Here is a 15,262-nt window from a genome sequence, read left to right on the forward strand (position 1 = left end):
TCTTTATCTAATTCATTTTTACGGCGATTGTACTCCGCCACTAACGTGCTCATCCGGCTATCAAGCTCGGCGAGACGCTCTTTAAGGTCTGGACGGATATCGCGCACGGTTGACCCTCTACGGATGCGTGGCATCATACCCCCTCTCCACGAATGAGCAAGCGCCATTCGTCCGCCTTTCCCCATTGAATGAGTCAGGCAGAACAAATCTGGTACGAATGAGAACCGTAGGGAACAATCCTACGGGTGTCGCTATGAGCCTACCTCAACGCTTTACGGTGAGCTTGCTGCATAATACCGCGACTATCCGGCCTCGAAGCTCGACCTGAAATTCGTGATCGAGGCCGACGACACCGCGACCGCCGCGGCCCTCGCCGCCCTGCCGCTGCCGGCGCGGTTCGAGATCGTGACGGCGCCGGCCGGCCTGCCGCGCACCAAGCCGCGGGCCCTCAACGTCGCCCTGCCGCTCGCCCGCGGCGAGCACCTGGTGGTCTACGACGCCGAGGACGTGCCGGATCCCGGCCAGCTGAAAGCGGCGGCCGCGCTGTTTCGCGCCGGCTCCGGGCGACTCGCCTGCTTGCAGGGCCGCCTCGTCATCGACAATACCGACGATTCCTGGCTCACCCGCTGCTTCACCCTCGAATACGCGGCCCTGTTCGACGTGCTGCTGCCGCTGCTGGCGGCGGCGCATCTGCCGGTGCCGCTCGGCGGCACGACCACGCATTTCCGCACCCGGACCTTGCGCGAGCTGCACGGCTGGGATGCCTGGAACGTCACCGAGGATGCCGATCTCGGCCTGCGCCTGTCGCTCGCCGGCTACCGGGTCGGCGACCTGCCGCTCTCGACCCTGGAGGAGGCCCCCGCCGCCCTGCGCCCGTGGCTGCGCCAGCGCATCCGCTGGATGAAGGGCTTCGTCCAGACCACGATCACCCACAGCCGGCACCCGGTCGCGGCGTTCCGGTGCCTCGGGCCTCTCGGCCTGCTCTGCGCGGCGGCGACGGTGCCGGGCACCGTCGCCTGCGCCCTCGCCTACCCGTTCGGGATCGCGCTCGCCGTCCGGCACCTCGCTGTCGATCCGCTGCCGGCCGCGCCGGACTTCTTCGCCAATCTGGTGACGGCGACCGGCCTCACGGTCGCCGCCGCGGGACTCGGCGCGATGTGGCTGCCGGCGCTGGTCGGCGGCCTGCGGCGGGGCTGGTGGAGCCTGATCCCCTGGGTGCTGGTGCTGCCGTTCTATTACGGCCTCGTCAGCCTGGCGGCCTGGCTCGGCCTCGTCGAGCTGCTGCTGGCGCCCTATCGCTGGAACAAGACCGAGCACGGGCTCGCCGCCACCTCGCGCAGCGGGGCGATGCAGCGGCGAAGGTGAGGGCTCAGAGCTGGCGCGCCACCTCGTCGGCGGATTCCTTGGCCGGGCGCATCAGGTTGAGCGAGCCGACGAAGCGGCCGTTCCCGTCCATGATGTAGACGAGCGCGGTGTGCTCCATGGTATAGTCGCCCTCCTTCAGCGGCACCTTGCGGCTATAGGCCCGGTAGGCCTTCACGGTGGCGGCCACCGCCTCGGGCGAGCCGGTCAGCCCGACGATGCGGGGATCGAAGCTCGACAGGTATTCCTTCAGCGCCGCCGGGTTGTCGCGCTCCGGATCGACGGTGACGAACAGCGCCTTCACGTCGTTCCCTTTCGGCCCGAGCGCCGCCAGCACGTCGGAGATCTGCTGCAGGGTGGTCGGGCAGATGTCCGGGCAATGGGTGAAGCCGAAGAAGACCAGGTGCGGCTTGCCGGCGAAGTCCCGGTCGGTGACCGTGCGGCCGTCCTGGTTCACCAGGGTGAACGGCCCTCCGACCGCGCTGGTACCGGTGGCGACGGGCCGGCCGAGCATCAGGCTGGCGGCGAGGCCGAGCACCGCGAGGCCGAGGGCGAAGACGAGGAGCGGGATCGCGGCACGGCGCATCCGGGGCGTGAGGGGCATCGGCGGTCTCTTCCTGGCTTGCCGGGATCGTTGCCGCGACCGGCGGCGTCGATCGGCGGACGCGGCCGGTGGAGCACCGCCCGGCGGCGGCGGCAAGGGGGCACGGGGTCGCCCCGATCACGAAGCGGGCCGGGGTCGCCCCGATCACGAAGCAGGCATGGTGCCCCGCTTCCGGGCGGCGGCGTGCCTGCGCGGTGGGCGCAGCGCTGCCCTGCAGGCGGGCCGCCTTATATTGCGTTGCGGCGCGCGCTCTCCTATCGCTCGCGCCGACCGGCCCGCACCTCCCGCGGTATCCGGCTCCCGTTTTCCCAAGAAGACCGCCATGGCCGACAAGCTCTCACTGCCCAAGGACAAGATTCGCGTCCTGCTGCTCGAAGGCATCAACGACAGCGCGGTGTCGCTGCTCGAGGCGTCCGGCTACGTCACCGTCACGCGGCTCGCGAAGGCCCTCGACCCGGCCGACCTGCGCCAGGCCCTCAAGGGCGTCCACATCCTGGGCATCCGCTCGCGCACCCAGCTCGACGAGGCTGCCTTCGAGGCCGCCGACCGGCTGATGGCCGTGGGCTGCTTCTCGGTCGGCACCAACCAGGTCGATCTCGACGCGGCGCGCCGGCGCGGCATCCCGGTCTTCAACGCACCGTTCTCCAACACCCGCTCGGTGGCCGAGCTGGTCATCGGCGAGATCGTGATGCTGCTGCGTCGCATCGTGCCGCGTTCGGTCTCGGCCCATGTCGGCGGCTGGGACAAGTCGGCGAACGGCTCGTTCGAGGTCCGCGGCAAGACGCTGGGCATCGTCGGCTACGGCAACATCGGTTCGCAGCTCTCGAACCTCGCCGAGGCGATGGGCATGCGGGTGATCTTCCACGACCTCACCGACCGGCTGCGCCACGGCAACACCGAGCCGGTCGAGAGCCTGAACGCGCTGCTCGCCCAGAGCGACGTGGTCTCGCTGCACGTGCCGGAGAACGCCTCGACCCACAACATGATCGGCGAGGCCGAGATCCGGGCGATGAAGCCCGGCGCGTACCTGATCAACAATTCCCGCGGCACGGTGGTCGACCTCGACGCCCTGGCCTCCGCCCTCAAGGACGGCCACCTGCGGGGAGCGGCGGTCGACGTCTTCCCGGTCGAGCCGAAATCGAACAGCGAGCGGTTCAACTCGCCGCTGCAGGGGCTCGAGAACGTCATCCTCACCCCGCATGTCGGCGGCTCGACCGAGGAGGCGCAGGAGCGCATCGGCGCCGAGGTGGCCCGCAAGCTCGTCGATTATTCCGATATCGGCTCGACGGTCGGCGCGGTGAACTTCCCGCAGGTGCAGCTGCCGGCCCGTCCGACCGGACTGCGCTTCATCCACGTGCAGCGCAACCTGCCGGGCATGCTCGGGCGCCTCAACGAGACCTTCGCCCGCCGGCAGATCAACATCGCGGCGCAGTTCTACCAGACCGACGGCGAAATCGGTTACGTCGTGGTCGAGACCGACACGACCGATGTCGATCCGGAGGCGCTGCTCGAGGAGCTGCGCGCCATCGACGGCACGATCCGGGCCCGGCTGCTCTACGAGCGCCGCTGAGGCCGCGGCCGGGGCCCGGCACCGGGCCCCGCAGGATCATGTTCAGGTTGCGGTAACCGCCTAACCCCCATATTACCCGGCGTAACCCCGACCGCCTCCAGCCTGGGGCGCGGCCGGCGGTCCGGGGAAGCGTGCGGGCATGAAGCGGTGTGCATCAACGGGCGTCGCCCTCGCACCGGCCGAGGGTCCGCTCGGGCCGATCTCGTTCTCGCAGATCTGCGACGTGATGCCGATCGGGGTGATGACCTGCGATCTCGCCACCTTCACGATCGACTACGCCAATCCCTCCTCGATCGCGCTGCTGCACTCGATCCGCGGCACCTTGGGCATCGACCCCGACCGGATCGTCGGCACGTCGATCGACATCTTCCACCCGAATCCCGGCGACCAGCGCGACCTGCTGAGCCAGCCCGGCAATCTGCCGCACAAGACGCGCATGCGGTTCGGCGACGAATGGCTCGACCTGAGCATCCATGCCCTGCCGGGGCCGGACGGCCGGGTCGGCCGGGCGCTTCTCGTCTGGTCGATCGCCACCGCCGAGGTGCTCAAGGGGCAGGAGGAGTACCGGCTCCTGCGCATGATCGACGACATGCCGGTCGCCGTGATGACGGTCGATCCCGCGACCTACCGCATCACCTACATCAACGAGACCTCGAAGCGGACCCTGAGCCAGATCGAGGCACATCTGCCGATCAAGGCCCGGGACCTGATGGGCGCCTCGATCGACGTCTTCCACCGGCACCCGACGCATCAGCGCCGGCTCCTCGCCGATCCGGCGAACCTGCCCCACCATGCGCGGATCAAGGTCGGTCCCGAGGTGCTCGACCTGCAGGCCTCGGCGGTCCGCGGGACCGACGGGACCTATCTCGGGCCGATGCTGACCTGGTCGATCGTCACCCAGCAGGTTGCCGCCGAGGCGCGCATCCATCAGCTCGCGCATTACGACACGCTGACCGGGCTCGCCAACCGGTCCACCTTCCGCGAACGCCTCGAAGCGGTGCTGGCGCGGGAGGGCAGCGCGCTCGGGCTGCTCTTCATCGACCTCGACGGCTTCAAGGTCGTCAACGATTCGAACGGCCACCTCGTCGGCGACGCCCTGCTGTGCCAGGTGGCCGATCGCCTGCGGGCCCTGTGCGACCAGCCCGGCACGGTGGTCTCGCGCCTCGGCGGCGACGAATTCGCCGTCACGACGCCGCTGACCGAGCCCCGCGCCCTGGCAGCCTTCGCCGACCGGTTGATCGACGCCCTGGTCGCCCCCTACCCGGCGGAGGGCGAGCGCTCGCTGGAGGTCGGGGCGAGCATCGGCATCGCGGTGGCGCCCGAGCACGGGCACGAGCCGGAGGCGCTCCTCGCCCATGCCGACATGGCGCTCTACGCGGCGAAGGCTGCGGGCAAGCGGACCTATCGGCTGTTCTGTGCCGAGATGGAGACGCGGATGCGCGACCGCCTCCGGATCGAGGCGAAGCTGCGCGCGGCGCTGACGAGCCGGGACGAGCTGTTCCTGTTCTACCAGCCGATCATCGACGTGCGCACCTGCACGGTGACGGCGCGGGAGGGCCTGATCCGGTGGCACCAGCCGATCCGCGGCTGGCTCTCGCCGGGAGAGTTCATCCCGGTCGCCGAGGAGAGCCGCCTGATCTGCGACCTCGGCGCCTGGGTGCTGCGCCGGGCCTGCGAGGATGCGGCGACCTGGGCGGACAAGGCCCGGGTCGCCGTCAACGTCTCGCCGCGCCAGCTCGGCACCGGCACGCTCGCGCCGGCGGTGCTGGAAGCCCTGCTCGCCAGCGGCCTGCCGCCGGACCGGCTCGAGATCGAGGTGACGGAGAGCGCGCTCCTCAACGATGAGAAAGCGGGCCTGGCGGATCTGCGCCGCATCCGCGACATGGGCGTGCGGGTCGCGCTCGACGATTTCGGGACCGGCTTCTCGTCGCTGGCCCATCTGAGGGCGTTCCCGTTCGACAAGATCAAGATCGACGGCTCGTTCGTGCGCGACGCCGTGGCGCGGCCGGATTGCGCCGCGATCGTCGGGGTGGTGGCGGATCTCGGCCGGCGCCTCGGCGTGACCACGGTCGCCGAGGGCGTCGAGACGCAGGCCCATCTCGACCTCGTCATCGCGGAGGGCTGCAGCGAGGTGCAGGGTTACCTGCTCGGCCGACCGGCGCCGCGGGAGGCGGATGTCGCGGTGATCGAAGGGTTCACGGGGGCGCGGCCGGCGAGATCCGCCGTCGCCTGAGAACACCGCTCGGCTGCCGTCGACGGTGTTGCCACCCTCCGCGACATCCCGGACCGAATGCGGAGTCCGGGAGGATGCGGGCTCCGTCGGCGGCCGGGTTTATCGCGCAACGGGAATGCGCGCTCAGAGACGCGCCCGCCCGGCCACCTCCGGGATCGCCAGCAGGTGCTCCGCCTGGGCGCCCCGGCCGAGCGCGTCGCCCACCATCACGATCGCCGGCCCCTCCAGCCCCGCCGCCTCGACCCGGTCTGCGAGGTCGCGGGCGTCGCCCTGCACCACCGCCTGGTCGGGGCGCGTGGCGTTGAACACCACGAGCGCGGGCGTCGCCGGCGGCAGGCCCTCGGCCACCGCCTTCGCCAGCAGGGCACGCAGGGTGCGCTTGGGCATGTAGATCACCGTCGTGACGGTGGGGTCGGCGAGCGCGGCCCAGTTGAGGTCGTCGGGCAGCGTGCCGCGGCGGTCGTGGCCGGTGACGTATTGCAGGCGCCGCGCCGCGTCGCGGTGGGTGAGCGAGACGCCGAGCGACGCCGCCGCCCCTTGCGCCGCCGTGACGCCCGGCACGACCGTCACCGGGATGCCGGCCTCCCGGCAGGCATCGATCTCCTCGCCGGCCCGGCCGAAGACCAGGGGGTCGCCGGATTTGAGCCGCACCACCCGCTTGCCGCTCCGCGCGAGCGAGACCATCAGGGCGTTGATGTCGTCCTGGCGGCAGGACGGGCCGTGGCCGGTCTTGCCGACCAGCATCGTGCGGGCCTCGCGCCGCGCATAATCCAGGATCTCGGGCGCGACGAGGTCGTCATACAGGATCACGTCGGCGCTGCGCAGGGCTCGCAGGGCCTTGAGGGTCAGGAGTTCGGCGTCGCCCGGGCCGGCGCCGACCAGGACCACGCTGCCGCCGGTCGGGGCTGCGTCGTTCCCGGCGATCAGCGCGTCGAGGTCGGCGCGGACCGGCGCCCGCTCGGGGTTGGCGAAGGCAAGGTCGGTGAAGCGCTCCCAGAAGGCCCGGCGCTCGCCGAAGGCGTGGTAGCGGGCGCTCACGTCGGCGCGCCAGTCGCGGGCCGCCCCCACCCAGGCCTTGAACCCGGCCGGCAGCATCGCCTCGATGCGGGCCCGCACGGTCTGGCCGAAGACCGGGGCCGCGCCCTCCGTCGAGATGCCGACGACGAGGGGCGAGCGGTTGACGATGGCGCCGAACGAGACGTCGCAGAGATGCGGCCGGTCGATGGCGTTGACGATGGCGCCCGCCGCGCGGGCGGCCGCGACGAAGCACTCGCACTCGCCCTCGTCCTCGAAGGCCGCGATGGCGAAGGCGGCGCCTTCGAGATCGGCCGGCGACCAGTCGCGCGCGTGCAGCACCACCGTCCCGGCGACGGCCTCGGCGGGCGCGCCGCGCATCTCCTCGGTCGGTTCGGGGGCGAACACGTCGACATGGGCGCCGGCGGCGGCCAGCAGCTTCACCTTCCAGGCAGCACCGCCATTGGCCCCGGCCAGCACCGCGCGCTTGCCCGTGAGCGTCACGAAGACCGGCAGCACGGCCAGGGGCTCGAGGCCCGGGGAGCGGGTCTCGCGAGGGGCACGGGGCGTACGCATGGGACGATGAGTTTCTGACACGAGTCTCGGGAAATCCTGCGTCATCAGATGCGCCTATGCGGAAGCGGGCGCAAGTTCGGCGGCCAGCAGCTTGCGGATCTCAGGGATGCACGAGCCGCAATTGGTGCCGGCCTTGCAGGCCGCCCCCACCGCCTCGACGCCGTGCGCGCCGCCCTTGATCGCCCCCCGGATCGTGTCGAGCCCGACGGTATGGCAGGCGCAGACCAGCGGGCCGGTGCCGGCGCTCTCGGCCCGCCCGGAGATCAGAGCCCGGCGGGCAGAGGGTTCCAGCAGTTCCTGGGTGCGGAAGAACGCCTTGGCGGCGTCCCAGGTCGGGCGCTCGGCGGACGGTGCCAGCGCCAGCACGCCGAGCAATTGCCCGTCCCGGAAGGCGGCGGCGCGGTAGCGGCCGCGGGCCGGGTCGGCGTACTCGCTGAAGGTGGCGCCGGGAAAGGTCTCGCGCATCAGGGCGGCAGCCTCGGGCACGCCGTCCTGGGCAGCGAAGATCAGGCCCGTCGCCCCCTCCAGGCTCGCCCGCGCCCACCACCAGCCGTAGGGCGCGGCCACCGTCTCGCGGGTGATGAAGTAGCCGCGGGAGCGGTAGGGCTCGGGGGCGATCGAGGCCGGGGTCGCCTTGAGTTCCGGCTGGCCCGAGACCGGGTCCACGGCGCCCTGCGCAAGCGCGCCGACGCGACCGTCCGAGGTGTTGGCCTCGCTCCAGTGCATGGGGGCGAACAGCACGCCCGGTTGCGCCCCCGCCGTCACCATGACTTCGAGCACCGCCGCGCCGTGGGCGGTGCGGATCCGGGCGAGGTCGCCGTCGGTCAGGCCCGCCGCCCCGGCGTCGGCGGGATGGATCTCGACGAAGGGCACCGCCCGGTGGGCCGAGAGGCGCGGGCTCTTCCCCGTGCGGGTCAGGGTGTGCCAGTGGTCGCGCACCCGGCCGGTATTGAGGCGCAGGGGCAGCGCGTCGCTGGTGGCTTGCGCCAGCGCCGGCTTCTGCACCGCGACGAAGCGGGCCTTGCGGTCGCGGGTATAGAAGCCGCCATTGGCGAAGAAGCGGGCCTGGGGGCCCTTGGCCTTGCGGGTCACGGGCCATTGCACCGGCGCGGCCGCATCGTAGGCGGCGTCCGTGATGTCGGCCAGTCCCCCGAGGTCGAAGTCGCGCGTGCCGCGATTCTCGAAGTCCGACAGGGCGGCGTGCTCGCGGAACACGGCCGCGGCGTTCGGCCAGGAAAACGCCTTGGCATGGCCGAGGCGCTTGGCCACCTGCGCCATGATCCACCAATCGGCCCGCGCCTCGCCGGGTGCCGTGAGGAAGGCACGCTGGCGCGAGATGCGGCGCTCGGAATTGGTCACCGTGCCGTCCTTCTCGCCCCAGGCGAGGGCCGGCAGCAGGATCGCGTTGCGGGCCCGCACCGTGTCGGTGTTCGCCACCACCTCGGAGACCACGTAGGTGTCGAGCTTGGCGAGCGCCGCCCGCACCCGGTCGGCCCGGGGCATCGAGACGGCGGGGTTGGTGCCCATCACCCAGAGCGCCTTGATCTTGCCGCGCTCGATCGCCTCGAAGAGCTGTACCGCCTTCAGGCCCTCGCCGGTGATGATGTTCGGCGCGTTCCAGAACCGGCGCACCAGGTCCACTTCCTCGGGGGTGAAGTGCATGTGGGCCGCCAGCATGTTGGCGAGCCCGCCGACCTCGCGCCCGCCCATGGCATTGGGCTGGCCGGTGAGCGAGAACGGCCCCATGCCGAGCTTGCCGACGCGGCCGGTGGCGAGGTGGCAGTTGATGATGGCGTTGGCCTTGTCGGTCCCTTGCGCCGACTGGTTCACCCCTTGAGAGGTGGCGGTGACGACCCGCGGCGTGGTGCGGAACAGGGTGAAGAAGGTCTCGACCTCGGCCTCGGTCAGGCCGGTGGCGGCGGCGGTCGCGGCCACCGTCGGGGCGATCTGGCGGGCGCGTTCCAGCGCGGGCTCGAAGCCGGCGGTGTGCTCGGCGATGTAGCGCGGATCGAGGGCGTTCGTGTCCGCGAGATGGACCAGGAGGCCGGAGAACAAGACGGTGTCGGTGCCGGGCCTGATGCCGAGGAAGAGGTCGGCTTCCTCGCCGGTCTGGGTGCAGCGGGGGTCGATGGCGACGATCTTCGTGCCGCGCTTGGCGCGGGCGTCGAGCATGCGCCGGAACAGGATCGGGTGGCACCAGGCGGTGTTGGAGCCGACGAGCACCAGGAGGTCGGCCTCGTCCAGGTCCTCGTAGCAGCCCGGCACGGTATCGGAGCCGAAGGCCCGGCGATGCGCCGCCACCGAGGACGACATGCACAGGCGCGAGTTGGTGTCGACGTGCGGCGTGCCGATGAAGCCCTTCGCCAGCTTGTTGGCGACGTAATAGTCTTCGGTCAGGAGTTGGCCCGAGAGGTAGAACGCCACCGAATCCGGCCCGTGCGCCGCGACGGTGCGCCGGAAGCCCTCGGCCACGGCGTCGAGCGCCTCGTCCCAGCTCGCCCGCCGCCCGGCGATCTCGGGGTGCAGCACGCGATCGTCGAGGGAGAGGGTTTCGCCGAGCGCCGAGCCCTTCGAGCACAGCCGGCCGAAATTCGCCGGATGCTGCGGATCGCCCGCGACGCTCGCGCCTCCCTCCCCGTCCGGCCGGGCGAGCACGCCGCAGCCGACGCCGCAATACGGGCAGGTGGTCCGGACGGGGGCGGCCTCGGGAGTGAGGGCCGGCACGTGCAGGTTCATCGCAGGAGCCTTTCGCCGGGCGTGGGGTGGGGCCGGTGGGTTGTGGGCAAGCAAGGGGTGGGCCGGCGGGGGTCGTCGGCCTGCTCGACGAAAGCTGGCACCCTCAGGGTCATTCCGGGGCCGCGAAAGCGGAGCCCGGAATCCAGACGCTAAGGTCATTTCAAACGAGACGAATGGCGCCTCGCCTGATCCTGACCCCTTCGCAGTTCTGGATCCCGGGCTCCGCTTTCGCGGCCCCGGGATGACGCGGAGGGTGGCAAAGACGTCGAGGGAGACGGAATCTCTACCGCCCTCAATACACGTCCGCCTGATAGCGGTTCGCCTTCTTGAGCGCCGCCAGATACGCCACCGCCTCGTCCGGGCTCTTGCCGCCGTGGCTCGCCGCTACGTCGATGATCGCCCGCTCGACATCCTTGGCCATGCGCTTGGCATCGCCGCAGACGTAGAAATGGGCGCCCTCCTCCAGCCAGCGCCACAGCTCACGGCCGTTCTCGCGCATCCGGTCCTGGACGTAAGTCTTCTCGGCCCCGTCGCGCGACCAGGCGAGCGACAGGCGGGTCAGCACGCCCTGGTCCTTCAGGCCGTTGAGTTCATCGCGATAGAAGAAATCCGAGGCCTGGCGCTGGTGGCCGTAGAACAGCCAGTTCTTGCCCGGCGCCTGGATGGCGGCGCGCTCGCGCAGGAAGGCGCGGAACGGCGCGATGCCGGTGCCGGGGCCGACCATGATGACCGGGGTCTGGGGATTCTCCGGCAACCCGAAGCCGTGGGCCTTCTGGAGGTAGACCTTCACCTTGGCGGTTTCGGAGAGACGCTCGCCGAGATGGGTCGAGGCGACGCCGAGCCGCAGGCGTGAGCGGTGGCTGTAGCGCACCGCATCGACGGTGAGCGAGACCCGGCCCGGATCGGCCTTGGGCGAGGACGAGATCGAGTAGAGCCGCGGCTGCAACTCGTCGAGGGCCTCCAGGAACACCTCGGCGTCGGGCCGGGCGCCCGGGAACTTGTGGAGAGCGCCGAGCACGTCGAGGAAGGCCGCGTCGCCGTCCGGATCCTCGCCGGCGCTGAGCGCCTGGGCCTTCTTGCGCTGCGCGCCGGAGGTCAGCAGCGACAGGAGCTGGAACAGCCCGTCCGGCGCACCACCCAGCGAGTAGTTGGTGAGCAGGTGGTCGCGCAGCGTCTTCTCGCCGAGCTTGGTGGCGATGATCCGCTCCGGCCGGGCGCCGAGTTCGGCGATGACCGCATCCGCCAGGGCCGGGGCGTTGGCGGGAAAGAGACCCAGCGAATCGCCGACCACGTAGTCGATCCCGGTACCCGCGAGGTCGATCTCGACGTGCCAGGTCTCCTTCTCGCCGCCGGGCGCGTTGAGGCGGCGGCGGGAGAGGAACACCGCCTCGGCCGGGTTCTCGCGGCACAGGCCGTAGGGGCCGACCGGGGCGTCGGCGTTCGGGGCGTCGTCGGAGGCGGCGGACACGGCGCCGGCCGGAGCCGCGGTGCCGAACTCCGCCTCCAGCTTCTTCAGCATCCGGAGCGTGTCCTTGCCGCCCGGCTGGCAGAGGTTCAGGCGCTCCTCCTTCTTGAGGAAGAGCGCGTTGGCATAGTCGGCACAGTTGTAGCCGCACTGGCCGCAATCCTGCTGGGCCATGGCGGCCATCAGTTTCTGCGGCTCGGAGCGCTCCTTGGCGAGCGCCATGCGGTCGTCGAGGGGCATCGACGGGTCGTGCCAAGGGGCGTCGTCGTTGTCGGCGAGCGCCGGCCCGCCGGGTGCCTCGCCGGCCGGAAGCGCCGTCGCGCCCTCGACCGCCGGTCCGAGCAGGGCCGCGAAGTAGCCCGACAGCCAGGCGCGCTGGTCGGGGTTGAAGGGGGCGGATTCGGGGATCAGGACGAGCGGGGGAGCGACGTGCTGGGTCATCGGGAGTTACCGAAAGAGTGTGGCGTTCCGCCGGTGATGCACCGGCCTTCTCCTCTCCCYGCSSGCGGGGAGAGGGCCGCGACGACCTTGTCGTCGGCGCGGCGAGGCGTCAGCCGAGGGTGAGGGGGTCGTGCAGGAAGAGCCTCGTCCGGAGACACCCCTCACCCTCGCCCTGCGGGCTCGCCGTACTCCCTGAACGGGAGCACGGCCCTCTCCCCGCCCGCGGGGAGAGGAGGAAAACCAACTACTCGGCCGCCTCCAGCAGCCGCGCATCGGCGAGGCCCTTCAGGGCCTCCGGCCCGCGGCGGGCGGTGTAGGCCTGGAAGCTCTCCTCCGGGCCGGTGCGGTGCTGGAGATAATCGTTGAGCAGGGTCTCGACCCGGGCGGGGCACTCCTCGGCCTTCACGGCCTTCCAGATCTCGGTGCCGATCTTGGCCGCCTCGCCGAAGCCGCCGCCGACCACGATGTCGTAGCCCTCGACGGTGTCGCCCTCCTCGCTCACCACCACCTTGGCGCCGATGAGCCCGATATCGCCGATATAGTGCTGGGCGCAGGAATGGTGGCAGCCGGTGAGGTGGACGTTCACCGGCACGTCGAGCCCCGGCACCGCGGCCTCGACGTGGTCGGCGATGAGGAGCGCGTGGCCCTTGGTGTCGGAGGCGGCGAACTTGCAGCCGCGGTTGCCGGTGCAGGCGACGAGGCCGGCGCGGATGCTCGACGCCTTGGTGGAGAGCCGTAAGCGCGCCACGCGGGATTCGACCTCCGCCACGCGATCGTCGGGCACGCCCGAGACGAGAAAATTCTGCCACACGGTCAGGCGGATCTGGCCGTCGCCGTAGTCCTGCGAGATCTTCGCCAGTTCCCGCATCTGGTCGGTGGTCATCTTGCCGACCGGCAGCACCACGCCGATCCAGTTCAGGCCCGGCTGAACCTGCTTGTGGACGCCGACATGGGCGTAGCGGTCGAAGCCGCCGCGGGGCTTCACATGGGCGGGATCGACCCGCTCCAGCTTGCGGCCGAGCTTCTCTTCGACGGCGGCGAGGTACTTGTCGTAGCCCCAGGCGTCGAGGACGTACTTCATCCGCGCCTTGTTGCGGTTGGTGCGGTCGCCGTTCTCGATGAAGACCCGCAGGATCGCATCGGCGACGGCGTTGCACTCCTTCGGCCGCAGCACCACGCCGGTGTCGCGGGCGATGTCGCGGTGGCCGGTGATGCCGCCGAGCACGAGGCGCATCCAGATCCCGGGCTCGATGCCGGCGCCTTCCATCACCTCGATCGCCTGGAAGCCGATGTCGTTGGTCTCCTCCAGCACCGGCAGCACGCCGCCGCCGTCGAAGGCGACGTTGAACTTGCGCGGCAGGCCGTAGAGCGAGCGGTCGTTGAGGATGTGGTTGTGCCAGGACTTGGCCAGGGGCCGCGTGTCGAGGAGTTCCTGGGCGTCGATGCCCGCCGTCGGCGATCCGGTGACGTTGCGGATGTTGTCGGCGCCCGCGCCCCGCGCCGTCAGGCCGAGATCGACGAGCCCGTCGAGGAAGGGCTGGCCGTGCTCGGGTGCGATCTCCCGCACCTGGAGGTTGGCGCGCGTCGTGACGTGGCTGTAGCCGCCGCCATGAGCGTCCGCCAGGTCGGCGATGCCGGCGAACTGCCAGTGGTGCAGAATGCCGTTCGGGATCCGCAGGCGGCACATGTAGGAGTTCTGCGCCGGGGCGACCCAGAACAGGCCGTGATAGCGCCAGCGGAAATTGTCCTCGGGTTTCGGGGCCTTGCCGGTCTCGGCCTCGGCGATCAGCCGGTTGTGGCCGTCGAACGGGTTCTCGGCCCGCTTCCACTTCTCCTGGTCGGCGAGCTTGCCGCCGTTCTTCACGGTGCGGTCCTGCGCCTTGATGTGGATCGCATCCGGCCCGGTCGGCTCGGCGGCGGGCGCAGGCGCGGCTCCGCCACCGGCGAGGCCGCCGGTCATGCGGATTGCGGCGATGCCGTGGGAGAAGCCTTCGAGGTAGCGCTTCTGCTCGGCGTCGAAGTCGTCGGCCATTGCGGGCTCCTTCACGCTGCGAGGGGTTGAGGAATGGGGCGACCGAACATCAGGTCGTCCCGGTCGTCGGAACCGATTCTGTCGCCGGTGCGGATCAGGGCCTTGCACCAGCCCTGCTCGGCCACGTCGCCGACGAAGACCGCGCCGATCAGCCGGTCGCCGTCGATCACGAGCTTGCGGTAGAGGCCGGCGGCCGGGTCGCTCCAGGTCACCGCCTCGGCACCCTCGGGCACGTCGACGGCACCGGCGGAGAAGACCGGCAGGCCGGAGACCTTGAGGCTGGTCGCGAGCGAGGTGCCAGCATACGCCGCCTCGACGCCGCAGAGATGGCGGGCCAGCACCTCGGCCTGCTCGTAGGCCGGCTCGACGAGGCCGTAGGTCTGGCCGCGGTGCTCGGCGCATTCGCCGAGGGCGTAGATGCCCGGGACCGAGGTCGCCATCGTGTCGTCGACCCGGATGCCGCGGCCGATGGCGAGCCCGGCGCTCGCCGCCAAAGCCGTCGAGGGGCGCACCCCGACCGACATCACCACGAGGTCGGCCGGCAGCACCGTGCCGTCGGACAGGATCAGGCGCTCGACGCGGCCGTCGCCCTCGACCGACGCGGTATCGGCACTGAGCCGCACCCGGACGCCGCGGGCCTCCATCGCCTCGCGCACCAGTCCGGCGGCGGCATGATCGAGCTGGCGCTCCATCAGCCGGTCCATGACGTGCAGCAGCGTGGTGTCGACGCCGAGCCGGGCGAGGCCCACCGCCGCCTCGAGCCCGAGGAGGCCGCCGCCGATCACGACGGCCCTGGCGCCCGCTACCGCCGCCCGGCGGATCGCCGCCACGTCGGCGAGATCCCGGAAGGTGATGACGCCCGGAAGATCCATGCCGGGCTTCGGCAGCCGGATCGGCACCGAGCCGACCGCCAGGACCAGCTTGTCGTAAGGCAGCACCAGCCCCTCGCCGACCTGTACCACCCGCTCGGCGGTATCGATCGCGGTGGCGGGCGCGCCGGTGACGAGGGTGATACCGTGCTCGGCATACCAGTCGAGCCCGCGGAAGGTGCAGGCCGCCTCGTCGACCTCGCCGCCGAGGAGCGACGACAGCAGCACCCGGTTATAGGCCGCCACCGGCTCGGCGCCGACGCAGGTCACGGCGTAGCGGCCGGGGGCGGCCTCGGTCAGCCGCTCCAGGAAGCGGAGCGAGGCCATGCCGTTGCCGATGACGACGAGGCGGTCGGTCAT

The 15,262-nt window shown here is 71.1% G+C and carries 8 protein-coding genes and 1 pseudogene; 3 read left to right on the forward strand and 6 right to left on the reverse strand.

Features of this window, described 5'->3' with window-relative positions:
* Nucleotides 1-300 precede the first annotated feature (300 nt).
* Nucleotides 301-1,359: pseudogene (locus tag G4G93_RS19120) on the forward strand (glycosyltransferase family 2 protein); the annotation flags it as partial.
* A gap of 10 nt (nt 1,360-1,369) precedes the next feature.
* On the opposite strand, the gene G4G93_RS19125 reads toward G4G93_RS19120, so the two are convergent.
* A complete protein-coding gene (locus tag G4G93_RS19125) occupies nt 1,370-1,966 on the reverse strand; it encodes an SCO family protein (protein ID WP_165086370.1) in 597 nt (198 codons plus the stop codon).
* Nucleotides 1,967-2,288: 322 nt separating this feature from the next.
* Between G4G93_RS19125 and serA the strand changes: the two genes are divergently transcribed.
* Together serA and G4G93_RS19135 are read left to right on the forward strand one after the other, a co-directional pair.
* Nucleotides 2,289-3,536, forward strand: coding sequence for a phosphoglycerate dehydrogenase (serA, locus tag G4G93_RS19130; protein WP_165086371.1), 1,248 nt, complete (start codon nt 2,289-2,291; stop codon nt 3,534-3,536).
* A gap of 139 nt (nt 3,537-3,675) precedes the next feature.
* A complete protein-coding gene (locus tag G4G93_RS19135; RefSeq protein WP_165086372.1) occupies nt 3,676-5,769 on the forward strand; it encodes a bifunctional diguanylate cyclase/phosphodiesterase in 2,094 nt (697 codons plus the stop codon).
* Between the two features lie 123 nt (nt 5,770-5,892).
* Here G4G93_RS19135 and cysG read toward each other — a convergent pair whose 3' ends face one another.
* The 5 genes from cysG to G4G93_RS19160 form a co-directional block, all read right to left on the reverse strand.
* Nucleotides 5,893-7,359, reverse strand: coding sequence for a siroheme synthase CysG (gene cysG, locus G4G93_RS19140; protein ID WP_165086374.1), 1,467 nt, complete (start codon nt 7,357-7,359; stop codon nt 5,893-5,895).
* Nucleotides 7,360-7,413: 54 nt separating this feature from the next.
* A complete protein-coding gene (locus G4G93_RS19145; RefSeq protein WP_165086375.1) occupies nt 7,414-10,095 on the reverse strand; it encodes a nitrate reductase in 2,682 nt (893 codons plus the stop codon).
* Between the two features lie 292 nt (nt 10,096-10,387).
* Entirely contained in the window at nt 10,388-12,001 is a 1,614-nt protein-coding gene (locus G4G93_RS19150; protein WP_165086377.1) for a sulfite reductase subunit alpha, read from the reverse strand.
* Nucleotides 12,002-12,245: 244 nt separating this feature from the next.
* On the reverse strand, nt 12,246-14,033 hold the full coding sequence (locus G4G93_RS19155) for a NirA family protein (RefSeq protein ID WP_165086378.1): 1,788 nt from the start codon (nt 14,031-14,033) through the stop codon (nt 12,246-12,248).
* Between the two features lie 11 nt (nt 14,034-14,044).
* The gene (locus G4G93_RS19160) at nt 14,045-15,262 is read right to left on the reverse strand and encodes an NAD(P)/FAD-dependent oxidoreductase (protein WP_165086380.1); all 1,218 of its coding nucleotides are present in this window, start codon (nt 15,260-15,262) and stop codon (nt 14,045-14,047) included.

This window comes from Methylobacterium sp. DB0501, assembly GCF_011043735.1.
In the GTDB taxonomy this organism is placed as follows: Bacteria; Pseudomonadota; Alphaproteobacteria; order Rhizobiales; family Beijerinckiaceae; genus Methylobacterium; species Methylobacterium alsaeris.